The sequence below is a fragment of the Chitinophaga solisilvae genome, assembly GCF_009928525.1.
Taxonomy (GTDB): domain Bacteria; phylum Bacteroidota; class Bacteroidia; order Chitinophagales; family Chitinophagaceae; genus Chitinophaga; species Chitinophaga solisilvae.
The window spans coordinates 599,178-624,115 of record NZ_JAABOK010000003.1 but is presented as its reverse complement, the minus strand read 5'-3'; the positions used below and the strand labels follow the sequence as shown (position 1 = coordinate 624,115).

The following is a 24,938-nucleotide window of genomic DNA, read 5'->3' as shown; positions in this document are numbered from 1 at the left end:
TTATATCTCCGCTTCGCATTCGTAATTCGTAATTCGCAATTCGTAATTATTTTTCTTAACATTCCTGTAACATTGCCGTCTTATATTTATAACCGGAAAATGCTACAACCTCGAGTTATGTCTGATAGCCCTCCTAATGCACTTTTTGAAAAAATATTTGAGGAGAACAATGCCAGGGTTTACCGCTTTGCATTCAAACTGACGGAGGATGCAGCAAGGGCGCAGGAAATCACGCAGCAGTGTTTCATCCGGCTGTGGGAAAACATGCACCAGGTAAAGGAAGGGCAGGATGTATTTCCGTTGCTGTTCGTTTATGTGAAGCATCTGGTGATTGATGAAAGCCGTAAACTGTATCGCGAAAAAAAGGCTTTGTCCAGGGCGGCCCTGGAACAGACCGGACGCAATGATACCAGTGGTGAAAAGATGTTTCTGCACAAGGAGTTTCACTCTCAGTTGCATAAGCTGGTGGAAAAAATGCCCGAACAACGGCGTAATGTGTATATGCTGAGCCGCGACTATGGTTATAGCCATAAGGAGATAGGCCAGCAGTTATCAATATCTCCCGCTACTGTAAAAAATCATCTTACCGCTGCGTTGCAATATATCCGCAGGGAGTTGATCAACCATTTTAATGCTGATACAACCCAATAAGTATGAGATACTTTCTTCCCGCGTTCCTGTTACTATGCTGCGCCTGCAGCAAAAAAGACCAGCCGGCTCCCAACCCCGTACCTACCGGCCCCGTTACTCAGCAGGAAATAAACCAGTGGATACTGGACAGTATGCGCACCTTTTACCTGTGGAATGACCGGCTTCCGGCAACTGCAGACGCAGCAGCAGCCACCGCGCCGTATTTCAGCAGCCTGCTTAACACCGCAGACCCCTTCTCACAGATTTATAATCCCGGTAACTGGGCTACCTATCCCCGGTTTATGCTGTCTAATTACGGAATGGACTTCAGCGTTATTCCGTGGACAGGCGCACCGGATGGCGCCATCGGCGTAGTACGCTTTGTTATTCCGGGCTCCAATGCTGCCAAGGCGGGGTTTGTCAGAGGCAGCTACTTTACGCGTATCAATAATGTAGCGGTAAACAGCAGCAATATCGCTTCACTGACCGCCAAAATCCTGAGAGATGCTACCGGCATTTTTACACCTGCCGCGGTTAACGGCAGCACGGTCACAGAAGCTGCGCCGGTAACTGTTCCGCTGGGCATCGCCGCCACGGAAGAAGCCATCTATGCGCAGAAGATCATCAACCGCAACAATAAAAAAATTGCCTACCTGTTTTACAATTCCTTTAATGATGCTGTCAATAACAAGCTGATAGCCGCCTTCCAGGATTTTAAGAACCAGGGAGCAGCGGAACTCATCCTGGACCTGCGGTATAATACCGGCGGCAGCCTGGCCGCAGCGGCTATCCTGTCTGCACTGATAGCGCCACAGGTAACCGGAGAAACCTCCTTTGTTCAGTACACGGGCAACAGTACGCAGGGTACCCGTAAGCTGAGCTTTACCGGCACCATGAACTATCCTGAAACCGGCAGCATTATTCCGTTCAGCAGTCTGCAGCCCGCACGGCTGGCGCTTCCCCGCGTTTATATTCTTACTACGCACGCTACCATATCAGCAGCGGAACTGGTCATCAATAACCTGAAAGTATATACGGAAGTGATACAGATCGGGCAAACTACCTATGGAAAAGATAAAGGTTCCATTACTATTAAGGATGGCCGTGGCCGCATCACCTGGATCATGCAGCCTATCGCTTACCTGCTGGCCAATGCCGGCGGAGCCGGTGGCTACGATGGAGGTATAACACCGCGATATAGTGTAGATGAGCTGGGCAGCTTGCCCCTGGCTGAAATAGGCGATGAAAAAGATGTATTGATTGCAAAAGCGGTATCATTGATCACTGGCAATACAAGAACAGTTCCGGAACAGGTTACATCGCAAAAGGTTTACTACAGCTCTGCCGCCAGGGTGCGGGATATCATTCTTCCTCACTAAAAAAATTGGGGTCAACATTCAAGGACAAAACTTGTTTCCTGTCATTTTAAAAAGCATATTGTAAAAACAATGTGCAGTTATTTCTGTCTGTCAAAAAGTGAAAAATTCGCTGAATAGGGCTTTCAGTAATATTTTAAGGCAGGTGGGATGCTCCCAGTCCTTTTGTGGAAAGATGTGTTGTCACACTCTTCACCACTGTCCGGTTACCGGTTCCCAGTAATTTCAGTTCACCGTATTTACCTGCCGGGTAATCTATCTGTATATGTTGCAGTATACCGGAGCTGTCGCGCTTATCTTTCCCGCCGTAGGTAAGTCCGGGCCACAGTTTATTCTCCGGATTTTCCATCTCTGCAAAGCGGTTACCAACGGGGGCTTTCCCCAGCACAATAATATATCCGTTTTCCTGCATGCTGACATGTATCGGCAACCGTTCCGTACCGGCAGCATAGATGGTAGAACCGCGGGTGATGATGATTCCGCCGGCATTACTTTTTTCTTCCGGCAGAATCTTTATTACCGATCCTGGTTCAATGCGCAGTGATGCTTCATTACTTACATATACCCAGCCCTTGATATACCAGGGGTGGCTGGCATTAAGCAGGGTGTTGCCGGTGATGGCATGCGAAAGCGTATCGGTGGCAGGAATGGTTTCCCGTTTCAGGGGATCGGCCTGTAAGGATGTATCTTCTTCCTTTTTACATCCTGCAATGATAAGGCCTGCCATAGCCAATACCAGACACCACTGTAATCGTCCTTCAAAAAAACGGTTGCGCCGGTGTATCATAACTGGTAGCGTTTGGGTTATACATAGATTCAACAGATAAAAAATATTTACCTCAGCCGCGTCCAGCCGTTCGCCCAGGTAGTATTGCCCAGGGGGAAAGCACCGGCGTTTCTTGCAGCTGAAAGAGATAAGGGTACGTAATTGGATGGCTGAATACGAATGAATGGCGCCACCAACTGAATATTTGCATTCGGATTAGGCGTTTCATAACCCAGATTATTACCCGGCGGCGGTGGCGTAATTTTAATGACCGTACTTCCTGTCTGTTTCGCATAGGCGTTCACGAAACCATGCACAAACGTATTCTGCAGAAAGGAAATGCCATTTAAAAACTTGTAATAAGTGCCGGGAATACCTGGAGTAGAATCAATCAGTATACCGTTGGTATATCCCAGGAAAATGCTGTTTTTGATTTCAAATTCCGAGTTCCTTCTCAGGTGGGCGCCGGCGCCGTAACGCCCTGTCAGTCCGCTCGGCAGCGTACGGAGGCTGGCGGCTATAGCGGCCGTTGGTAATCCGATGATGGTCAGGTAATTGAATTTAGGATGCGTAACAGGTACGCTGCTGCTGGAAAACGGATCATTATCATCCTCAATACCATTTGATCTGCTATGATCTGAACGGGTTGTATCTGTTAATCCGAGGGCAAAGGAAATGGAGCCCATATACCCTCTGTCTGTATCAAACAGATCATCACGGGCATCTACAGCCACCAGATGTGAAGCATTTACATTGCCGCCGAACCATTCAAATGCATCGTCCAGTGGTTTGAATACTTCCACATAATCGATGGTAGTGCCGGCGCCGACACCCGCCATGGTTAAACCGTTGATTTCATTGTCCAGGCTTTCTTCCCAGCCGGCGTATTCGATCCGCACATATTTCATGACGCCCGAATTATCAAGATGGTTGGTACCGCCATAGGTAACATCGTTGGGATAAGCAGGGGAGATACCTTCTACCCGCGTAGTGGCAGGTGCATTGGTGGGTGCATTACCCAGCAATATGATACCTGCCCAGTCACCGGGAACAGGATTTGTGTTGTAACGTTCAGAAGTAAAAATAATGGGGCTGGCAACAGTACCTTCAGCAAATATTTTAGCGTTTTTTGAAACGATGAGTCCTCCGCCAGGCGTGCCGGTAGTAGTGCTTACATCACCTACAATAAGGGTTCCTGGCTGAATCACCAATACATCTTCCGCATCCAGATACACCAGTCCGCTCAGGTGCCAGGTAAAGGCATTCGATAACCTGATGGTATCCCGTATGGTATGCCCGGTACCTAATGTGCCGGATAATACATTGGGAGTCCCCAGTTTCATTGTTCCCGCTGTAACAGCGCGGTTTTCTACAGTGCCTGCTTCTTTTCTGCAGGAAGAAAACAATACGGCTGATAAAATAGCCGTCAAAAAAAGGGCTAATCCGAGGGGTTTCGTTTTCATGATAGTAATTTTCCGCAATCCGTTAATGGATGAATGATGCTACAATCAGTTCCTGTCGGTAAAATCCTTCAACTGGCAATGGGTTAAGAAAGCAATGGATGAAAATTTATAATTAAGCCTGCATAAGTCAGGAAGTAATAGCCTTGATAGAGAACAGGCGGATATATTACAGCAATTCAATAGCATCTGCAGTAATAGCCCCTGTGGCATCGTCCTTAAAGGTAACGATGGTATAAGAACCCTGTACCAGCGCCGGCAGCCAGATGTGTTCTTCTCCGGTACCAAACGGGATAACATTTCCGGTAGCAGGATCAATATATTGCATGGTATAGTAAACAGGCATCTGATCGGCGTCAATACCTTTTCCGATTGTCACAACCGTATTCAGTTTGCCAAACTCCACATTCTTCACCAGGGAATGTTTCACCATTGTTCCGGAGTTGATGTCGTAGGTGAACAGCTGTACATCCACTGCCTTCTGTTTGTAAAAATTGCTTGGCAGCAGATACAGCTGGAATGCCAGAGAATCCGCTCCCATAGAAGGTTTGTCTTTAACAAAACCTTTGATATTAAACTGCGTGCTGTAAGCAACCCTGAAGCGCTGCACGTCATTCTTCTGAATAGTAATAACAGTATCTGCAATCAATTCTGTAGTACCATATTTAAAAAAGCTCAGTTTTCCTGTTTTCCCTGCCAGCAGCATCGATTCACGGGAAGCGCCGCCGCCAATGGTATCCAACTCTTTGCCATCAAAGAAAACAGCTATCGCAGGCGTATTTTCGAACTTAACAGCAGATGTTACCAACTTACCAAAATAATAATCCTGTGACATGTTATCTCCCTTACGGCAGGATACGAACGCCAGGACAATGAAAATAAAAACTGATGATTTTAAAACAGATAAACGCATAATAGAGTCAGTTACCTTTTTTTGAGAGGTAATAACGTATAAGAAGAACTTATACGTTATTACCGGATAAAAATTCAGGAAATAAAAATTATTTCAGCTTAGACCAACCGTTAGCCCATGTAGTAGCACCTACAGGGAATGCACCGGCATTTTTCGCAACAGAAGAACCGATTGGAACCAGGTTAGCTGGAGAATTACGGTTAAATGGAGCGAGTAAAGCGATGTTTAAGTTCGGGTTAGCAGTTTCGTAACCGTTGTTACCAGCAGGAGCGCTGATTTTAGTGAATACGTTAGAAGCTTCAGTAGCCCATGCGTTCACATAACCGTGTACGAAGTTAGCGTTGGCCAGGGAAGTACCGCTGGTGAATTTACCATAAGTGTTACCCAGGTTAGTATCGAATACGATACCGTTGTTGTAACCCAGGAAGATAGAGTTGGTAATTTCGAACTCAGTGTTTCTTCTCAGGTGAGCAGCACGACCGTATTTACCGGTAGCAGTACCACCGCCAGGCAGAGATACAGTGTAAGACTGAGAAGCTCTTGCTGCGTTAGGCAGACCAACGATAGTTACGTAGTTGTACTTAGCGTGTGTGTTAGGAGTAGCAGTTGTACCACCGGCGTTGTTATCGCTTTCAAAGCCGTTAGACTGGCTCTGGTCAGCACGGGTAGTATCAGTCAGACCTAATGCATAGGAGATAGTACCTTTGTAACCGTTGTCTGTATCAAACAGATCATCGTAAGCGTCGATCGCCAGCAGGTGAGAAGCATTAACAGCACCACCGAAGAATTCGAAGGCATCGTCGTTAGCTTTGAATACTTCAACGAAATCGATGATAGTACCGCTACCAACACCAGCCAGTGTTAAACCATTCAGTTCATTGTTCAGAGACAGTGCAAAACCAGCATACTCAATGCGTACATAACGCAGGATACCAGAGTTGTCTGCATCATCAGTACCACCGTAGGTAGCATCTGCAGGAGCCAGGTCAGTAACACCTTCTACTCTTGTAGTAGTAGGAACGTTAGTTTTGGCTTTACCTAACAGTACAACACCTGCCCAGTCACCTGGCTGAGGGTTGGTTGCTTTTTCAGAAGTAAAGATGATAGGGTTAGCAGCTGTACCATCAGCGAGGATTTTAGCGCTCTTAGTGATGATCAGACCACCGCCGGCAACACCGGAAACGGAGCTGGTATCACCCAGAATTTTTGTACCAGGCTGGATGATCAGTACGTCAGAAGAATCTACATACACCAGACCGTCCAGGTGCCAGGTAATACCGCTGGTTAACAAGATGGTATCTTTTGTAAAGTGGCCGGTTCCCAGTACACCGCTCAAAATTGGTGAAGCTGGAACATCCTGACTAGCGCTAACAGCACGGCCGTCAGCAACCTGACCTTCCTTTTTGCAGGAGGAGAAAAGAGCAGCAGACAGTGCAGCTGCAGATAAAAGGGCTAATCCAAAGGATTTTGTTTTCATTTTTGTTGTTTTTTTGAGATGTTAAAAACGGGATACCTGATCAGGATATTTAACAAGAATGCGCATGTACGTTTAGACTAGAATTTATAGCTCACCGTTAAGCCTACTGTGCGTCCCGGTGAAGTTTTGTAGTTGATTTCATCTTCGCCCCGCTGATACAGCATCTGTTTGGATGACGGCGTTTTCTTTCCTTCTTCAATTTCATTATCATCACCATAACGGTTTCTGTAAATCATATTGAAACTGTTCAGCAGATTGGAAATATTCAGTTTTACCTCTCCTTTATTCTTCAGTACTTTCACCGCCAGCTGTGCATCCAGCGATTCCAGCGGACGTTCAAACAAAGACAGTGCATAGATTTCATTGGCACGATACATCCTGTTTGTTACATAGTTATATACCAGCGATACGGAAACCGGCTTGGTATCGTAATACAGTCCTGCGTTCACCATGTAGTTACTGGCGCCGCTCTGCGGACGTTTTTCTTCCGGCAGCAATTCTTCCGTTATCTTGATTTTATTCGGATTCTCCGGATCCAGGCCGTTCCACTTGATGATAGCCGGTGTCACATAAGCATCCAGGTAAGTAAAGTTGCCATACAATGTCAGATCACGTATTACCGGAACCGGGATGAATTTCAGCGATTTGCGTATTTCTACTTCCACGCCGTAGTTCTTTGCCAGTTTGTTATTCTGTAATCTGAATACGTTGTTGCTGGCTTCACGGTATATCTCCATCGGGTAATCCATCTTCTTGTAGAATAAGGATACAGACATGATTTCGCCAGGCCCCGGATACCATTCGTAACGGAAATCGTAATGCTTGATAGTGGTAGATCTCACGAGGTTGGCAGTATAAAGGCCACCCAGTTCAAAATCATATTCCCGGAAGAAAGACAGCTCTCTCAGATCTGGCCTGATGATACTGGTAGCATAAGCCAGACGCAGATTCATGGAAGGTGTTACACTGTACGTCAGGTTTGCGGATGGAAACAAACGGAAATTAGGTTCCAGGTTTTTCAGGTCAGAATAATCCAGTTTGTTATCATTACCACGTGATGCGTTGATCGTACTGAGTGTTGAATCCAGCACAGCATTCACGTTATTGAGGTTATAGTATTCACCGCGCACGCCCCATACCAGTCTGAATTTATCGCCTATTTTATTATCCAGCATGGCATACACGGCGTGCAGCGCTGCTGTTTTCTGATAGTTGTCGCCAAATTTATCCAGGGATGTTATAACGCCATTATCAGGCGTGAAATAACTTCTTAAAGGAAGATAATTATCGAAGCTGCGGATAATGTTACCTGTGTTGAATACATAGAACAGACGGTCTTTACTCCATCCGGCATATCCCAGCTTGAAACTGTTGTCGATGGCCACTTTGCCGGCATTGAACTTAAACGGTGCCTGTGCAGACACATCCCAGGTATAATTGTTTTCGAGTGCGCGTACCCAGGAGCGGAGGGCGCCGCCCTGTACGCCCAGTGTATACAGCGATCCGATGTTATAGTTGTTCTTATCAGATTCATCTGCACGGATGTAATCACCAATCAGCACGTGGTTGTCCGGCCGCTGACGATCCAGTTTTACGGCACTGCCCATCCAGCGCAGTTTAATACCGTGTGAGCCGAGGGTATGTTCACCGCGTAACTGATTCTGCCATAAACTGGTTACAGACATCTGATCGAAATATCCGAGTGTATGGCTGCTGTAGGTACTGGTGGCAGCGGTTCCTATCAGCAGCTGCTGATCCAGTGTACGCTGATATAATGATTGAAAGCTGATACGGTTTTTATCGTCCCGGTAACCGATACCAGCCATAGCTCCCAGGTTGGTAGTGAATCCGTACAGGGTGCCATCCAGTGCGGCATATTCCTTTTCTTTCGGCGCTTCAAAACCGGCCTTACCCATTCTTACGTCCTGTGTCTGTAAGGTATTGCGGTAGTTGGCAGCAGCGATGATACCAATCTGGCCGCGGCCCTGTCTGGGTAATATATACCCGCCGGATACCTGGTAGTTCTGCGATGGCTGTGCATTGAAACGGGAGAAACCCCAGTTGTTATTGAACCCGCCGCCTTTAGCTTCGTTGGCATTGAAAGCAGTGACCATATCGGCTCTGCTTTTCCAGTTGAACTCCCCCAGCATTTTGCGGTGATTGGAGGCTTTGGCAAAATATTCCTTTCCTTCCAGTGGCATGGTCAGAAAGGGTTTACCGGTTGTTTTATCGTTATAGCTGCCGCCTACACTTACATTCAGGAAGTTGCGGGAAGGGATGTCCAGCGTGGTCACTTCTATCAGACCGCCGCCAAATTCGGCGCTGCGGTCAGGAGTAAGGGTTTTCACGACAGTAACATTTTCAATGATGTTAGCCGGGATAATATCGAAGCTGAAATTTTTCCTGTTCAGCTCTGTGCTGGGCATTACCTGTCCGTTGAGCATGGCCTGGTTGTAGCGTTCGCTCAGACCGCGCACTACTACATATTTATTATCCAGTGTAGCCAGTCCCGTTACTCTTTTCAGTACATCGCCCACGCTTTTATCAGGAGTGCGTGCAATGAGGTCTGCGCTGATACCATCTGTTACGGCTGCATTGTTTTTCTGCAATGCGTACAGTCCTTCTACGGATGATTTCTTATAATTGCCGGTAACTGTAACTTCTTTCAGTCTTGAGCCACTGCTTTTCATCACCACGTTCAGCGGAGTGATACCCTGGGAAGTTACTTCCACATCGGTCACTATACGGCTGTCAAAGGATATATAGGAAAAGGAAATATTGTATTTCCCCGGTTCCAGCTGCAGCTCGTAAGTACCGTCTACATTGGATATAACACCTTGTCCGCCTTGAACGGAAATGGTTACGCCGGGTAATGGTTCATTCTTTCCGTCAACAATTTTTCCGGTTACCTTTCCATTTACTCTTACGGCAGGTCTTTCTGCTTTTCCTTTGCGTACAGCAATGGTATTGGTATTGGTCAATTCAATGTCAACCGGTGTGTTATAATCCAGGTATTGCAATACTTTTCCCAGTGTGGCCCCTTCAAACTTCACGGATGCGAGCGGGCATTGTTCCAGGTATTCCGGATCATAGATAAAGGTGTAATGTGTCTGACGTTGCAGTGATTTTACAACCAGTGCGGCATTGGTTTTAGTAGCGTCCAGCTGGATCTTATCTGCCAGCGAGGTATAGGACTGCGCCTGCAGTATGAAAGGCGTAGTTCCGGCAATAAACAGGAACAGGAAAACCATTTTCAAAGGCATACGTTTCCCTGTACAAAATCTTTGTGTAGATTTTTGCATACTTACTTTATTAAATTGTGGTTTTAGTTGTTAGTCTGCTACTTTTTGCATGCCTGGTAAGTACTGTCATCTACACGTTTAAATGTAATGTTGTGTACGTATTCCAGTGTTGATAAGATTTTTTCGAGTGACATATCCCGGTTAAATTCGCCGGAAATTTTCTTCTTTCTCAGATGTGTATCTTCCAGAATAATGTTATAACCGTAACGCTGTTGTAATTTGGCCAGCGCGTCTGCCAGCATGGTATTATCAAAAAATATCTTTCCTTTTTTCCAGTCCAGGATTTCGTGCGGTGCAAAGGCCGTCAGTTCCGGCGCCTGACCATTGCTGTATTGCAGCATCTGGCCTGGCAGCAGTATTTTATTAAAGGCATGCTCCTTGCTCACGGCTACCTTTCCTTCAATCAGACTTACCTGTATACTGCCATCTGCCTTATTGGAAGTGGATATATTAAAAGCGGTGCCCAGCACGGTGGTAGTAAGGCTGCCGGTATGTACGCTGAACGGACGCTGCTCATCTTTCACTACCTGAAAGTAGGCTTCTCCCTGCAGCCACAATTCCCGCTGCTGATGATTATACTGCTGATGATAAATAACGGAGGAATGCGTATTCAGCCAAACCTCGCTGCCATCAGTCATAGTGAACAGTTGTATGTTATTGGTAGTATTGGTCAGTGTATCCCACTTCAAAGCCAGCGGCTGCTGTGGCTGCTGATGCTGCCAGAAGAAGGCCACTACGGCAATGGCTCCGATGATTGCCGCTGCTGCTGCGCCATACCACAACCGGTGTACTTTGGGTTTCATTACCACAGGCTCATTCGCTTCCGCCCATTTCTCCATCATAAATTCATCGAGCAGCGTGGTGTCCTCTCCGGAAAGCCAGGCTTCTGCCTGTGCAGCTTCCTGCGTTGTACAATGTCCTTTAAAATATTTTTCGAGTAACTGCTTGTCCATATCCCTTTCCGGGTGTTTACATAAAGAGTACGTTTCTGGAAGAAGGGGTTCCTAGTCATTTTTGAGGGTTAACAATTTGGTAATAATAGAGAAAATTAATTACGAATTACGAATTGCGAATTACGAATGAAGCGAAGATATAAGCGATAAAAAAATCTATCGCTTATATCTTCGCTTCATTCGTAATTCGCAATTCGTAATTCGTAATTAATTTATTCCTCCTTCTTCCTCACTCCCTTACTCCGCTGGTATTCTTCAAATGACTGCTTTATATACAGCATCAGGTCGTATTCGGAGGCGTTGTTGAGGAATTGGTATCCGGGGCGGTATTTATACATAAATGAGTCCAGCTCCGGGCTCTGTAGCTTGGTCATTTTAGCGACCAGTTCGGGAGAATATCTGTAGTCGATAAATTTTTCTTTTTCCCAGTAGAGCAGCTGATCCCGGAATTGTTCCTTCCGTTTGCGCGCCTTGCTGGGTACCAGGTAGGTCAGGGCTGTGATAGGATTGGCCGGCAGTGTTTTCAGCACATCCATAGCGCCTGGTTTGTGGTAGTTGAAGTAGCGGCCGTATTCGTCGCGGGTGGCGAGGGAGTCTTTACGGTAGTTGCTTCCCCTTACATTTACACCCTGCAGCTCAAATAGTCTTTTCTGCATGTATACATCCATGGTGGAAGACATGCCGGGCGTGACAATCCGCTTCTGCGCGTAGCTCAGCATGGAAAACTCCAGCGTATCTCCGGGCATGGATTCAATGTAGTAGCGGCCGTTCTCATTGGTGAGAACGCCCGTTAAGGTTCTTTTATTGACCACCGAAACAAAGGGTAAGCCCGTTTTTGTGTCCTGATCTGCTACCATACCTGACAGACGAACCTGCGCGAAAGCGCCCTGCAGGCCGACAAATAAAATGAATGACAGTGCTCCTATATATGCTGTAAAACGAATCATGAATGCTGGTAATCTTTCAAATTTAATGTTCCCCCCGCAAATGAAACGTTAAAATAGGGAGGAAACGGACTTGCTCAAATACAAAATTATTAATAATCAGCCTTATAAATAGCTTATTTTTACTTCAATTCACTATTATCATGCCACAGAAAATCATTTTTGCCACACAGCATTATCAATACCTGAAAGATAGAATACTGGCTGTTCCTGCAGCACAATGGGAAAACGGTCAGCTGGAAATACGCGACTTTCCGGACGGTGAACACTACCACCGCATCGTCAGCGATGTCAGCAACAAAGAAGTGATTCTCGTAGGGGGCACCATCGATGATAAGGAAACCCTGGAGCTGTATGACCTCGCCAGCGGCTGTATTCAGCTGGGCGCCCACTCGCTCACCATTGTCATACCTTATTTCGGCTACTCCACCATGGAGCGGGCCGTGAAATACGGGGAAATTGTGAAAGCCAAAACCCGCGCGGTATTGTTCTCTTCGCTCCCCAACACGTCGCGCGGCAACCGCATTGTGATGATCGACCTGCATGTAGATGGCATTACCTGGTATTTCGAAAATGATATCCGCCCCATGCACCTCTATGCAAAGGATTTTGTAAAGGAAGCCGCCCTGGAACTGGCCGGCGGCGAGCCTTTTGTGCTGGCCAGCACCGATGCCGGCCGCGCAAAATGGGTGGAATCGCTGGCCAATGACCTCCATGTACCCGCCGCTTTCGTTTTCAAACGCCGCCTCTCCGGAGAAGAAACCGCCATCACCGCTATCAGCGCCGATGTGAAAGATAAAACCGTTATCATCTATGACGATATGATCCGCACCGGCGGCTCTCTCATCCATGCAGCAGAAGCCTACCGCGATGCAGGTGCACGCCACATCTGTGTAATTACCACCCATGGCATTTTCGCAGGCAACGGCTTTAACAGAATCAAGAACAGCGGCCTTATCAGCCGTGTTATCTGTACGGATACCCACCCCAATGCCCTCCTCATAGAGGACGAAATGCTACAGGTGAAATCCGTTGCCCAACTTATCGTGAACGCTTTAAATACTAAAAACTAGGTAATCCGGGAAGATGGCAAAACGCGCCATACTGTGCCCATACTGCATTTCAGGCAATCCGCGTATCATTGCCCATGCTGCATTGGCAGGCTATTTGTTATCACGCCTTACCGGAGAACCTGATGCGAACCTTTATTGAAACACCGCCCGCAGCGGCTTTAATGACTACATTCGTACCTTAGCTTTTCACCATTGAAAATAATGACATGCTTGATTTTCGTATAATCGAATACGGTAGTTGCGACTATCACGATATGGTAGCCCTGCGCGATGAAGTACTCCGGAAACCGCTGGGACTCACCTTCTCAGACGAATACCTCCGGCAGGAAATGAACGACATCCTCATCGGTGGCTTCGATACCGCAACCGGCAATACCACTATCGCCGGCTGCTGCATCCTGACACCTGTCAGCGATACAACCGTACAACTCCGCCAGATGGCCGTTTCTCCCGCCCTGCAGGGTAAAGGCATCGGCCGCGATATCATCGCATTTGCTGAACAATACGCTGTCAGCAATCATTTCAACGAACTTATCATGCATGCCCGCAAAGAAGCTACCGGCTTCTATCGTAAGCTGGGCTATGAAATACACGGAGAAGAATTTACCGAAGTAGGGATAGCCCATTTTGAAATGAAGAAAACACTGATTTGAAGGGAATTACGAATTTTAAATTACGAATTACGAATGTGATGCGCAGACCGGCACGTATGTTTCAAACGCTTTATCCGCACAGTTCTCCGCGTTTCATTCGTCATTCATCATTCATAATCCGTAATTTCTTGCTATCACTACATTGTAAAAAGCATTTCGATTGTATTGTTATATTGATATGCAATACCAATGTAACAATAGACAGCCAGACAATACTGTCGCAAAAATTTGTAACCAAATCAAAGAATATACGATGAGAAGCCAAGTACTAGCCTGGTCGGGGCTGTGCTATGCCCTTTTCTGCTATACCTCCAGCAGCGCATACACAATTCCCGAGGGGTATCTCACCGCTAAGCAACAGCCCGCGGATACCACTGTCCCGGTAGTGATTAAACCCGCTGCTGCCGACTCGTCCGTTAAACAACAGCCTAAGCAGGATACCACCGCTAAACCCGCGAAAGACACCAGCGCCAGACCTGTGAGCGATTCCTCCAGACCTGTGAAAGATACCGTGCCTCCCGCTAAGGATACCGCTAAACCAAAGCAGGACACCGCCCTCATTCTGCCGCCGGATGATGCTACCGTGAAAAAGGAAATCGGTAAATTCTCCCTCAACGGTTTGGTAAAAGATGAAAAAGGTACCCCCATCCCGGGCGCCATCATCAAGAACAAAACCGCCGGACTCAATGCACAAAGCTCCCCCGATGGAAAATTCACCATCAAGGCGGGCCTGAAAGATACCATCACCATCTCTTCGCCCACTTTCGGCGACCAGACCATCGCCATCGAAAAACGCGAACCGGTTACCATCACCCTCACCCCCCTGAACAGTAACAAAAAAGTACTGGGCGAAGTGGTGGTTACCGCACTGGGTATCAAAAAGAATCCCCGCTCTGTCGGATACGCCATGCAGCAGGTAAGCGGCAGCGCCGTGCAGGAAGCCAAGGAAGTCAACTTCGTCAACTCATTATCCGGTAAAGTTCCCGGCGTACAAATCAATACCAACACAGGCTCCATGGGTGGTTCCACCAAGGTAACCATCCGTGGGGTCAAATCCATCCTGGGCGATAACAACGCCTTCTTCGTGATAGACGGAGTGCCCATGATGAACAACAATACCAACCAGGGCGGTCAGCTCAACGGCGGCGGTGGTTACGACTACGGCAGCCCGCTGCAGGACATCAACCCGGAAGATATTGAAAACATCTCCGTACTGAAAGGCGCTGCTGCCACCGCCCTCTACGGCAGCCGCGGCGCTAACGGCGTGATGCTCATTACCACCAAAAAACGCCAGGATGCTGAAAAAGGCATCGGCGTTACCTACAGCCTCAACGCCCAGATAGATCAGGTATACAAGCTGCCTACCTACCAGAACGAATACGGCGGCGGCGCCAGCCCCCGCTTTGATACCCTCTGGTACAACAAAAATCCGGAAGGCTTTAAAAACTCACCTGCCTACAACGACCCCGCCAAAGGCGGTTACGATCTCATGCCGCAATACTACGAGGACGCCTCCTGGGGTCCCCGCCTGGATGGCCGCCTGATCCGCCCGTACTGGTCATGGGATAAAAATAAAAATAACCAGTACTTTGGCCAGACTACCCCCTGGGTAGCCCAGCCCAACAACGTGAAGAACTTCTACAGAACCGGCTTCACCCTCACCAACAATATATCCATGGCCGGCAGCAACGACAAAGGCGGCTTCCGTTTGTCATACGGCAATATGAACCAGTCCTTCGTACTGCCAAATGCCTCGCTGAACCGTAATAACCTATCCTTCAACGGTAACTACGAAGTAACCAAAGGCGTTCGCGCAGTGGCCTCCCTGAATTACAGCGCCCTCAAAGCGAAAGCCCGCCCCGGTACAGGCTTCACAGGCCCGAACCCTACATTGCAGTTTACCATGTACGGCCAGCGTCAGCTGGACATCGACATGGAAAAACGCTACAAATACGACGACGGCTCCCAGATTACCTGGAACCGCAAATCCTGGGATAACCCGGCAATCGTTTCCAGCAACGGCCCGTACTGGAACCGCTATATGGACTACGAAACGGATAGCCGTAACCGTATCTTCGGCTTCGCCGGCGTTGACGTGGAAGCCAATAAATGGCTCTCCTTCACCGGCCGCGTTTTCATGGATGACTATAATACCCTCGAAGAGGAAAGAACTGCCAAAGACTACGTAGTAGGCGGATACATCAAACGTATACGCACCTCCCGCGAAATGAACTACCAGATCACTGCGGATATTAAAAAAGATTTCGGAAAGGAATTCCAGCTCAACGCTTCCGTGGGTGGTAACCTCATGCACCGTCAGTGGACTACCACCGGCGGCAGCACCGTAGGCGGCCTCACCATGAAAGATGTTTATAACCTGGCTAACTCCATTCAACCGGCACAGGCTATTGATGAGTTCTACGAAAAACAGATCAACTCCGTTTTCGCTACCGCCAACCTCGGTTATAAAAACCTGCTCTTCCTGGATCTGACCGGCCGCAGCGACTGGAGCTCCACACTGGTCAAAGGTAACAACCAGTACTTCTATCCGTCTGCCTCCCTTTCCTTCGTGTTCTCCGATCTGCTGAAAGACTGGAAATGGCTGTCATTCGGTAAGTTAAGAGGAAGCCTCGCCGCCGTAGGTAACGATGCCGATCCTTACCGCATCTACGATACCTACGAACTGATTCCGCCATTCAGCTCCTACCCGGTAACACAGTTCACCGCCACCAAATATAACCGTGACCTGAAACCGGAACGTACTACGGAAGTAGAAACAGGAGTGGAGCTGAAATTCCTGGATAATCGTATAGGCGTTGACTTTACCTTCTATAACCGCACTACCCGGAACCAGATCATCAACCTGGCATTACCGGCAGCTACCGGCTTCACCAGCGCATTTGTGAACGGCGGCAGCGTGCAGAACAGAGGTATCGAAATAGGCCTGAATCTGAATCCCATCCGCCTGAAAAACGGCTTCCGCTGGGATATCAACGCCAACCTGGCCCGCAACCGCAACAAACTCCTCAACCTGGATATTGCACAATACAACACCTCTCTGCCGGTATTGTACATCGGTACCGACCGCCGTACACAGAAAGTATCTGTAGTAGCACAGGTAGGCCAGCCCCTGGGAACTATCCTGGGTACGGATTACACCTACCTCAACGGAGAAAAACTGGTGGACAGCAAAGGCCATTACATTCCTACCAGCACACCGGTACCTATCGGTAACGCCTATCCGGACTACGTAGGCGGTGTTACCAACACCTTCACCTATAAAGGCTTCTACCTGTCAGCACTGGTTGACTTCCAGCACGGAGGTAATTTCTTCTCCTATACTAACCTGTATGGTGAGAAGTCCGGGCTGCTGCAAAGCACAGTGGAAAACGGTATCCGTGACAATGGTATCATCGTTCCCGGCGTAACAGCCGACGGCAAGCCCAACACAGTTCGTATTACAGCACAGGATCACTTCAGCGCCAACGGCGGTAACGTCATCAGTAAAGCCAACCTGTACGACGCCAGCTATATTTATCTGAGAGAAGCAAAAATCGGATTCAATCTGCCTGCATCCTGGTCAGAAAAGATCGGTGCGCAAAATGCCCGCCTTTCCCTCTATGGACGTAACCTGTGGCTGATTAAATCCAATGCGCCCAATGTGGATCCGTCCAACATCATCAACTCTTCCTCCAATATCCAGGGTATTGAAGGAGGCGCTTTGCCATCGCTGCGCTCTTATGGCTTAAACCTGAATGTATCATTCTAAATTTTTCCGGAAGATGACACACAAGATTTTTAAATATAGCATCGCCTTCTTTTTATTGACAGCCGTTGTTTTCAGCAGCTGCAAGAAGCTGAGCGATATCAATCACGACCCGACCAAACCTACCACCGCCGATCCGCAATACCTGCTCGCAGGCGCGCAGAAAAACGCGATGGATATATTATACAGCGGCCTGCAGAATGGCTATATTTCCATGCATTACGCCCAGTACTGGTCAGGTAACTCCCGTACAGACGACAGCCGCTATAAGCTGGACGAAGGCAACAATGCTACCTTATGGAATAATATGTACAGGATTTCCTTACATAACCTGAATGAAATTGTGCAGCTGAACAAGGATAAAACCAGCGACCCGAAAATAGCCGCCCAGAGCGCTATCGCGAAGGTGACTGCCTGCTGGATCTACCAGGTGCTCGCAGACGCCTATGGTAACTTACCATACAAACAGACCTTCCAGCTCGGTTCCGGTAATATTATCCCGGCCTATGATGATGCCCAGGCTGTATACAGTGCCCTGCTGGATACCTTACAGGCGCAGGCAGCCATCCTGGACGATCCGGCTAAATCTGACATAGCCACCGGCGATGTGATCTATAACGGCGCACCTAAAGCCTGGGGGAAATTAGCCCACTCGCTGATGCTGCGCATGGCCATCAGGATGTCCGGCGCTAACCTTCCCAAAGCCAGAGAGATCATTGAAGCCCATTACGCCAAAGCATTCACATCTAACGATGATGATGCCCTGTTTAAATATGTAAATGCAGCACCCAATAAATTTCCATTCAATGAATCAGAACGCCCCATCGTCGATTTCTTTGTGAGCGGCACCCTGGTAGATTATATGCAGGGCCTGAACGATCAGCGCCTGCCGATATTCGCGCGCGTTTCTGATGATAACAAGGACTATAAGGGAATGCCTTACGGCTGGGCCAGCGCAGATGCCGCCAGACCCAAACCCGGTAACTTTTCCATTCCCGGCAAACAGATATACAGCGCTACCATGCCCGGTATTCTGATGACCTATTCAGAAGTGGAATTTATCCTGGCAGAAGCTGCTGCCCGCGGCATGAGCGTAGGCGGAGATGCAGCCACACATTACGGCAACGGTATCACCGCTTCCTTCAACTTCTGGAAGAAGCTCACAGATGACAGAAGCATTTCCGATGCCAGCATCAGCAGCTACATCAGCAAAGTGCCCTACAATCAGGCCGACTGGAAAAATGTAATCGGCACCCAGAAATGGCTGGCCCTTTACCCGCAAGGTTTCCAGGGCTGGTTCGAAAGAACCCGCCTGCAGTTCAGCAAACCTGGCGGACAGCCGTTGTTCATAGCGCCCGTATCCGGTACTATGGACCCCAGCGCCCCCATGGTGCCTTTCCGCCTTACTTACCTCATCTCCGAACAAACGCAGAATAAAGCCGCCTACGACAAGGCCGTTTCCGCTATCGGAGGAGACACCAAAGGCACCAAACTCTGGTACAACAAATAACAACTGATCATAACTCTCCTCAACTAAAACACAAACAACAAAACCCCGCCAGATATCTATCCGGTGGGGTTTCCCATTCCTACCCACCTCCCATACCACCCAAAAGATCCCAAAAGATCCCAAAAAATCCTTCCTGAATATCCCTCTCACATCTCCTCCCCAAAAATCTGCCCCAAAATCTCCGCTCCCCATTCGTAATTCATAATTCGTAATTCGTAATTATCTTTATCCCTACCTATATTTAGCGATTTATGAGGAAAGTACTGTTATTACTGGCCATACTGGCTCTTTCGCGCTATGCTTCCGCACAGCGTACAACGCACGCGTATCAGCATTGGTATACGTATTTCGGCACGGTGAAGATCAATAGTAAATGGTCCGTTCCATTTGACATACAGGGTCGTATCCGGGATGGTATCAGCAACAAGGGGCAGCTGCTGATGCGGGCAGGGTTGCAATATTCCATCAGCAGGCAGCATCACGTGCTGCTGGGCTACGCCTATGTACCTACCTACAGTGGCGTCAGCGATACCTGGTTGCCGGAGCAGCGTATTTTTGAACAATATATTTACAAAGCGCCTAAAATTGATATGACGCATCGTTTCCGGCTGGAGCAGCGCTGGGTGGCACAACCTGCCGTTCCGGAGGTTCACCATGCTATCGGCGACTGGAAATACGGTAACCGCCTGCGTTATTTCAACCGCACCCAGCTGGCTATCCGGCAGCAGCACAAGCCTACCAGATATTATGTAGCGCTGCAGGACGAAATCTTCCTGAATCTCTGGGGTAATGATATCAGCAACCTGTTTTTTGATCAGAACCGTTTCCTGGCCGCCTTTGGCTACCAGTTCAGCCCCCGCATAAAAGCGGATATCGGCTACATGAACCAGTTCATCCAAACCACATCCGGAGCCCGCTCCATGAATCACATTCTCCACTTCAGCGTATTCCACACCCTCAACTGATTCATTTGATTATTTGAGATTTGGTTATTTGATTGACGGATTTTGAAATTTTTTGATTTCGGAATTTATAAATACAGCGAAGATCTGAACGTAATTATTTGCTTAAATCTTCGCTGCATTTATAAATTCCTAAATCAAAAAATTTCAAAATCCGTCAATCAAATAACCAAATCTCAAATAACCAAATAATCAAATAATTAAATGATCTTCTCTTTGGCCATGTCGGCGAATCCCCTGTAGGCTTCTTCGGTTTTGAAGGCGCTGATGGGGATGAGGAAGAAGGTTTTTTTGTCTCTGTAGAGGAAGAAGAATTTTTTTGTTTCTACTATCCGGGAGAAGTTTTTCCAGCTGATAGCGCGTTGATGATCGCTGGTACGGGTAGAGATGACCAGTCCTTCGTCGGAATACCGGAGATGTATATCATCTTTGAAGGTGGCAGCTTTGTTGTAGATGGAAATGGGGAGCAGGTACCAGAAGACCCAGCCCAATACGAGCACCATGGCAGAAATACCGGTGAGGGCGCCAGGAGTTACCAGGTTGAAGGAGTAGCCGGCAATGGTGGCCAGCAACAGAATGATAATGGTATTACGGAATACCTTTATTTCGCCACGCTGCATAAAATGATAGCGTAATGCATGCAATACATCCCCTTTATTATAGCTAAACTCTAAATGCATCTACGCGTGGCAAAACGATTTTATCTGTTTACGGAAATTGACATCGGGTTGTCCATTTCATCACGGACAGTTACAGGTGCATCTTTTTTCCGGCTGCGCTTTATGTCAGATAAAGTTTCTTCACTGAAACCCGGAAAATTCTTTTTGATGAACAGGAAGTATTGCTGCAAGGTTTTAGGATCCACTTTGAATGGAAACGCCAGTTCCTTACCACTTCCTTTCAGGAAATCGTTGGTATTTATTTTAGTTTCGTTTTGCAGGTACCATTTGTATAGGTCCACAATAGCTTTTTCCAACTCTGCTTCATTTACCTTCTCTCCTGTTTCAACCCGTGGAAATAATAATACAAATTCTTCTACCCGTACAGGTTTGGATTTATCATTATTCCTGGCATTATTACGGTTATCGTTGTTATCTCCACCGTTTTTAACTCCCGGATTATCTCCGCCGTTTCTGAATCCAGTGCTGGCATTTGCTGATGTGGCTGCGGCCAAAACTACCAACAGCATTAACAACAGCTTTTTCATAAGGCATCCAATTTTTCGAGTCTAAAAATACAAATTATATTCTGAGATTTCTAATCCCTGGAAAAATATGCGTAGAAACACGCTAAAAAACAAAAGCAATGGGCGAACCATTGCTTTCGAGAGTCATTTACAGTGCATGATGAGTCATGCGGTGTAGGAATATTTGGTTTTTCATAGGACAGTAACCATAATAAAAATTAATACAATAACAAATATAATAAAATTGTATGATGATGAAGACAGAACAGCAAAAATTAAATAAATTCTAATATGAAGACATATTATTGCATTTTAATTTTTTTAGGGGGCTGTTTTTAGATAAATGTAAATTACCCTGATAGCCTATCGGGCGTCAGGAGAAATAGAAGACCATAAAAAAGAAGGGAAAAACGGGCATTTCTTAAAAAAAGTAAGGGCGCCTAGAAAAGCGCCCTCAATTTGTTACTATCCTATGAAAACCCTATTTGAATACAAAGGTAAGTGCATGTTATTTTTCTTTGAAATTTTAAAGGCACAATAACATATCATTAACAAGAGTTGCAACATGCATTTAGCTACAACCCATGCTGTTACCGCAATTCAGACACTTGTAACATGTTCCTGACCGTACCGTAATGTGTCCGCAGGTATTACATGCAGGCGCATCACTCTGCATACTCCGCATATAATCCTGTGTGCTGTTTTCCTGCTGCTGCTTAACGCCAGCCGGCTGTCTTACCGGCTTCGGTGCTGCATTCCCCGCAGAAGTAACGCGCACGCTCGACAATGGCGGAACCGCTGCCCGGCTGTTATTTTCTTCATCCTCCTCTTCTCCTGTATTACCCGGAGCATCCAGTATATGCACCAGATCCGTACGTCCCAGGTACTCATAGCCCAGCACCCGGAAGATATAATCCACCAGCGATGTAGCCGATTTGATATTCGGATGATCTACCATTCCTGCCGGCTCAAACCGTGTAAACACAAACTTATCTACAAATTCTTCCAGCGGAACACCATATTGCAATCCTACAGAAACAGCGATGGCAAAGCAGTTCATCAGGCTGCGCAAGGTTGATCCTTCTTTCGCCAGATCAATAAATATCTCTCCCAGCGTACCATCGTTATATTCTCCGGTACGCAGAAATATAGCCTGCGAACCCACTTTGGCTTTCTGTGTAAACCCGCCCCGCTTGGAAGGAAGCGTCTGCCGCTCCACAATCCGCGATAACTGACGTTTTAATGTGGTATCCTTACTGGCCAGCATCCGCCTGTTAACTTCTTCCAACAGCTCATCTATCGTTAACTGCTCCAGATCCAGTATCTGCGCCTGTTCTGTGGCGCCGGCATCTGCTTTCTTCTTCTTGTCGCTCTTGTTACTCAGCGGCTGACTGAGCTTACTGCCATCTCGGTAAAGCGCACAGGCCTTCAGTCCCAGCTCCCAGCTCATCATATAGGCATCCGCTATTTCATGTACTTCCGCTTCATTAGGCAGATTAATAGTTTTGGAGATAGCACCGGAAATAAAGGGTTGCGCTGCCGCCATCATCCTGATATGCCCGTGCGGATGAATAAATCTTTCTCCATGCTTGCCGCATTTATTGGCACAGTCAAACACCGGCAGGTCCGCCTCTTTCAGATAGGGCGCACCTTCTACCGTCATGGTACCGCAAACAAAATCATTTGCAGCTTCTATCTCCTCGTCTGTAAATCCAAGTTCATGGAGCAGACTGAATTCAAGATTAAAATATTGCTCCGCCGTAAACCCAAGCCGTTGCAGGCAGGCTTCTCCCAATGTATACACGTTAAATACAAAAGAGATGTCGAAAGATGACGCTACCGCGGCATCCAGCTTCTTCAGTTCTTCGGCAATAAATCCTTTTTCGCTCAGCGACTGGTGATTGATATAAGGCGCTCCGGCAAAACTGCTGCTGCCTTTGGCATAATCCACAATCGCCTTGATTTCGTTCGGCGCATACCCCAGGTTACGCAATGCGGTGGGAATAGACTGGTTGATAATTTTAAAGTATCCGCCACCTGATAACTTCTTAAACTTCACCAGCGCAAAATCAGGCTCCACACCGGTTGTATCGCAATCCATCACCAGCCCGATGGTACCGGTAGGAGCAATAACGGTAGCCTGCGCGTTGCGGTAACCATATTTCTCTCCTAACTGCACGGCCTCATCCCAGGCCCTGGTAGCAGCTTTCAACAGATCTTCGGGACAATACCGCGCATTGATGCCACGGGGTTTTATTTCCAGTCCTTCATAGGCATCGGTAGCATCATAGGCTGCTGCCCGGTGATTGCGCATTACGCGTAACATATCCGCCCGGTTATCTGCATACCGGGGAAAAGCGCCCAGATGCGCCGCCATTTCTGCAGATGTTTTATAAGCCACGCCGGTCATAATAGAGGTAATAGCGCCGGCCAGTCCTCTGGCTTCTTCACTGTCGTAGGCAATACCACTTACCATCAGCAGGGAACCGAGATTGGCATATCCCAGTCCGAGCGTACGGTAGTCATAGCTGAGCTGCGCTACCTCCCTGGAAGGGAACTGCGCCATCAACACGGATATTTCCAGGACTACTGTCCACAACCGCACTGTATACTCAAATCCGGGTATATCGAAACGGCCCGCATCTTCATCAAAGAAGCGGCGCAGGTTCACAGACGCCAGGTTACAGGCGGTATTATCCAGGAACATATATTCCGAACAGGGGTTGGAAGCGTTGATACGTCCGCCCTGCGGACAAGTATGCCATTCATTGATGGTAGTATCGTATTGGGTGCCGGGATCTGCGCAGCGCCAGGCGGCATAGGCTATCTGATCCCATATCTCCCTGGCCTTAACGGTTTTCATGGGCTTACCGTTGGTACGGGCTTTCAACTCCCAGTCACTATCCGCAGCCAGTTGCCGGAAGAAACTGTTCGGAATACGAACAGAATTATTGGAGTTTTGTCCGGATACCGTTCTGTAGGCTTCTCCTTCATAGTCTGACGAGTAACCTGCAGCAATCAGGGCGCCTACTTTCTTTTCTTCTTCTACTTTCCAGTTGATGAAGTCCATGATTTCCGGATGGTCCAGGTCGAGGCATACCATCTTGGCGGCCCGGCGGGTGGTACCACCGGATTTGATAGCGGCAGCCGCGCGGTCGCCAATTTTCAGGAAACTCATCAGCCCGCTGGAAGTACCGCCGCCACTGAGTTTTTCACCTTCTCCGCGGATATGTGAGAAATTGGTGCCCACTCCTGAACCATATTTAAAGATGCGTGCTTCCCTGATCCAGAGATCCATAATGCCGCCGTCATTCACCAGATCGTCCTCAACGCTGAGAATAAAGCAGGCGTGGGGTTGCGGGCGTTCGTAGGCAGAAGTGGACTTCTCCAGCTTACCGGTATGCTGCTCCACATAATAATGTCCCTGCGGCTTTCCTTTGATGCCATAGCTTTCAAACAACCCGGTATTGAACCATTGCGGGGAATTGGGCACACAGGCCTGATTCAGCATGCAATAGGAAAGTTCATCATAAAAAATCTGTGCGGATTTCCCATCGGCAAAATAACCGTATTTTTCGCCCCATGCGCGCCAGCAATTGGCCATGCGATGTACTACCTGTTTCACGGAAGTTTCTCTTCCCAGGCTGCCATCTTCCTGTGGTACACCGGCTTTCCGGAAATATTTCTGTGCAAGTATATCGGTTGCAATCTGCGACCACGAGGCAGGTACTTCCACATTATTCATCTCAAATACAATATCTCCTCCAGGATTACGGATTACAGATGAGCGCAGGTCATACTCAAACTGGTCATACGGGCTCACTCCCTCTTTCGTGAAATGACGGGAGAAAGAGAGTCCATGCTTTTCATTTACTGGATTTTTCATGCGCATGAATTTTTCTTCAGATTAAAATAATTAGTACTTACAGGCGGGTATTCTAAATTAATTTTTAAATGCAGGGAAAAG

17 protein-coding genes are annotated in these 24,938 nt (G+C 47.6%); 7 read left to right on the top strand and 10 right to left on the bottom strand.

Annotation, left to right across the window (positions count from 1 at the left end; translation table 11 throughout):
- Positions 1–117: 117 nt before the first annotated feature.
- The gene (locus GWG06_RS08460) at positions 118–651 is read left to right on the top strand and encodes a sigma-70 family RNA polymerase sigma factor (RefSeq protein ID WP_158631369.1); all 534 of its coding nucleotides are present in this window, start codon (positions 118–120) and stop codon (positions 649–651) included.
- Between the two features lie 2 nt (positions 652–653).
- Positions 654–2,009, top strand: coding sequence for a S41 family peptidase (locus tag GWG06_RS08455; RefSeq protein ID WP_160712537.1), 1,356 nt, complete (start codon positions 654–656; stop codon positions 2,007–2,009).
- 133 nt (positions 2,010–2,142) lie between these two features.
- Here the strand turns inward: GWG06_RS08455 and GWG06_RS08450 are convergent, their stop codons facing one another.
- The 7 genes from GWG06_RS08450 to GWG06_RS08420 all read right to left on the bottom strand — a co-directional run bounded on the left by GWG06_RS08450 (position 2,143) and on the right by GWG06_RS08420 (position 11,824).
- Positions 2,143–2,793, bottom strand: a complete 651-nt coding sequence (locus GWG06_RS08450) for a hypothetical protein (protein WP_160712535.1) — start codon at positions 2,791–2,793, stop codon at positions 2,143–2,145.
- Between the two features lie 47 nt (positions 2,794–2,840).
- Complete coding sequence (locus tag GWG06_RS08445; protein WP_160712533.1) at positions 2,841–4,235, bottom strand: hypothetical protein; 1,395 nt, start codon at positions 4,233–4,235, stop codon at positions 2,841–2,843.
- Positions 4,236–4,401: 166 nt separating this feature from the next.
- Positions 4,402–5,067: a hypothetical protein gene (locus tag GWG06_RS08440; protein WP_127036117.1), complete on the bottom strand. Its 666-nt coding sequence runs from the start codon at positions 5,065–5,067 to the stop codon at positions 4,402–4,404.
- A 166-nt stretch (positions 5,068–5,233) separates the two neighbouring features.
- Positions 5,234–6,622: a hypothetical protein gene (locus tag GWG06_RS08435; protein WP_160712531.1), complete on the bottom strand. Its 1,389-nt coding sequence runs from the start codon at positions 6,620–6,622 to the stop codon at positions 5,234–5,236.
- Between the two features lie 77 nt (positions 6,623–6,699).
- Entirely contained in the window at positions 6,700–9,885 is a 3,186-nt protein-coding gene (locus GWG06_RS08430) for a TonB-dependent receptor (RefSeq protein ID WP_160712631.1), read from the bottom strand.
- A 77-nt stretch (positions 9,886–9,962) separates the two neighbouring features.
- Positions 9,963–10,877, bottom strand: a complete 915-nt coding sequence (locus GWG06_RS08425; protein WP_160712529.1) for a FecR family protein — start codon at positions 10,875–10,877, stop codon at positions 9,963–9,965.
- Between the two features lie 212 nt (positions 10,878–11,089).
- Positions 11,090–11,824 carry a carboxypeptidase-like regulatory domain-containing protein gene (locus tag GWG06_RS08420; protein ID WP_127036125.1) on the bottom strand — a complete coding sequence of 245 codons (735 nt, stop codon included), beginning with the start codon at positions 11,822–11,824 and terminating at the stop codon, positions 11,090–11,092.
- Positions 11,825–11,964: 140 nt separating this feature from the next.
- On the opposite strand from GWG06_RS08420, the gene GWG06_RS08415 reads away from it, so the two are divergent.
- From GWG06_RS08415 to GWG06_RS08395, 5 genes are all read left to right on the top strand, one after another.
- Positions 11,965–12,894: a ribose-phosphate diphosphokinase gene (locus GWG06_RS08415; RefSeq protein WP_127036127.1), complete on the top strand. Its 930-nt coding sequence runs from the start codon at positions 11,965–11,967 to the stop codon at positions 12,892–12,894.
- Positions 12,895–13,100: 206 nt separating this feature from the next.
- The gene (locus tag GWG06_RS08410; protein WP_127036129.1) at positions 13,101–13,547 is read left to right on the top strand and encodes a GNAT family N-acetyltransferase; all 447 of its coding nucleotides are present in this window, start codon (positions 13,101–13,103) and stop codon (positions 13,545–13,547) included.
- Between the two features lie 253 nt (positions 13,548–13,800).
- Positions 13,801–17,316: a SusC/RagA family TonB-linked outer membrane protein gene (locus GWG06_RS08405; protein WP_160712527.1), complete on the top strand. Its 3,516-nt coding sequence runs from the start codon at positions 13,801–13,803 to the stop codon at positions 17,314–17,316.
- Positions 17,317–17,329: 13 nt separating this feature from the next.
- Positions 17,330–18,823 carry a SusD/RagB family nutrient-binding outer membrane lipoprotein gene (locus tag GWG06_RS08400; protein WP_160712525.1) on the top strand — a complete coding sequence of 498 codons (1,494 nt, stop codon included), beginning with the start codon at positions 17,330–17,332 and terminating at the stop codon, positions 18,821–18,823.
- Between the two features lie 251 nt (positions 18,824–19,074).
- The gene (locus GWG06_RS08395; protein ID WP_127044280.1) at positions 19,075–19,788 is read left to right on the top strand and encodes a DUF2490 domain-containing protein; all 714 of its coding nucleotides are present in this window, start codon (positions 19,075–19,077) and stop codon (positions 19,786–19,788) included.
- 197 nt (positions 19,789–19,985) lie between these two features.
- Here the strand turns inward: GWG06_RS08395 and GWG06_RS08390 are convergent, their stop codons facing one another.
- From GWG06_RS08390 to GWG06_RS08380, 3 genes are all read right to left on the bottom strand, one after another.
- A complete protein-coding gene (locus tag GWG06_RS08390; protein ID WP_160712523.1) occupies positions 19,986–20,465 on the bottom strand; it encodes a YcxB family protein in 480 nt (159 codons plus the stop codon).
- A 20-nt stretch (positions 20,466–20,485) separates the two neighbouring features.
- Positions 20,486–20,992 carry a hypothetical protein gene (locus GWG06_RS08385; protein ID WP_160712521.1) on the bottom strand — a complete coding sequence of 169 codons (507 nt, stop codon included), beginning with the start codon at positions 20,990–20,992 and terminating at the stop codon, positions 20,486–20,488.
- 550 nt (positions 20,993–21,542) lie between these two features.
- Positions 21,543–24,857, bottom strand: a complete 3,315-nt coding sequence (locus tag GWG06_RS08380; RefSeq protein ID WP_160712519.1) for a vitamin B12-dependent ribonucleotide reductase — start codon at positions 24,855–24,857, stop codon at positions 21,543–21,545.
- Between the last annotated feature and the right edge of the window lie 81 nt (positions 24,858–24,938).

Bases quoted from the DNA above. Each gene is read 5' to 3' on its own strand.
- GWG06_RS08420 (WP_127036125.1), bottom strand. From the start codon at position 11,824: ATGATTCGTTTTACAGCATATATAGGAGCACTGTCATTCATTTTATTT.
- GWG06_RS08395 (WP_127044280.1), top strand. From the start codon at position 19,075: ATGAGGAAAGTACTGTTATTACTGGCCATACTGGCTCTTTCGCGCTAT.
- GWG06_RS08440 (WP_127036117.1), bottom strand. From the start codon at position 5,067: ATGTCACAGGATTATTATTTTGGTAAGTTGGTAACATCTGCTGTTAAG.
- GWG06_RS08385 (WP_160712521.1), bottom strand. From the start codon at position 20,992: ATGAAAAAGCTGTTGTTAATGCTGTTGGTAGTTTTGGCCGCAGCCACA.
- GWG06_RS08455 (WP_160712537.1), top strand. From the start codon at position 654: ATGAGATACTTTCTTCCCGCGTTCCTGTTACTATGCTGCGCCTGCAGC.
- GWG06_RS08380 (WP_160712519.1), bottom strand. From the start codon at position 24,857: ATGAAAAATCCAGTAAATGAAAAGCATGGACTCTCTTTCTCCCGTCAT.
- GWG06_RS08435 (WP_160712531.1), bottom strand. From the start codon at position 6,622: ATGAAAACAAAATCCTTTGGATTAGCCCTTTTATCTGCAGCTGCACTG.
- GWG06_RS08460 (WP_158631369.1), top strand. From the start codon at position 118: ATGTCTGATAGCCCTCCTAATGCACTTTTTGAAAAAATATTTGAGGAG.
- GWG06_RS08445 (WP_160712533.1), bottom strand. From the start codon at position 4,235: ATGAAAACGAAACCCCTCGGATTAGCCCTTTTTTTGACGGCTATTTTA.
- GWG06_RS08450 (WP_160712535.1), bottom strand. From the start codon at position 2,793: ATGATACACCGGCGCAACCGTTTTTTTGAAGGACGATTACAGTGGTGT.
- GWG06_RS08405 (WP_160712527.1), top strand. From the start codon at position 13,801: ATGAGAAGCCAAGTACTAGCCTGGTCGGGGCTGTGCTATGCCCTTTTC.
- GWG06_RS08425 (WP_160712529.1), bottom strand. From the start codon at position 10,877: ATGGACAAGCAGTTACTCGAAAAATATTTTAAAGGACATTGTACAACG.
- GWG06_RS08430 (WP_160712631.1), bottom strand. From the start codon at position 9,885: ATGCCTTTGAAAATGGTTTTCCTGTTCCTGTTTATTGCCGGAACTACG.
- GWG06_RS08410 (WP_127036129.1), top strand. From the start codon at position 13,101: ATGCTTGATTTTCGTATAATCGAATACGGTAGTTGCGACTATCACGAT.
- GWG06_RS08400 (WP_160712525.1), top strand. From the start codon at position 17,330: ATGACACACAAGATTTTTAAATATAGCATCGCCTTCTTTTTATTGACA.
- GWG06_RS08415 (WP_127036127.1), top strand. From the start codon at position 11,965: ATGCCACAGAAAATCATTTTTGCCACACAGCATTATCAATACCTGAAA.
- GWG06_RS08390 (WP_160712523.1), bottom strand. From the start codon at position 20,465: ATGCATTTAGAGTTTAGCTATAATAAAGGGGATGTATTGCATGCATTA.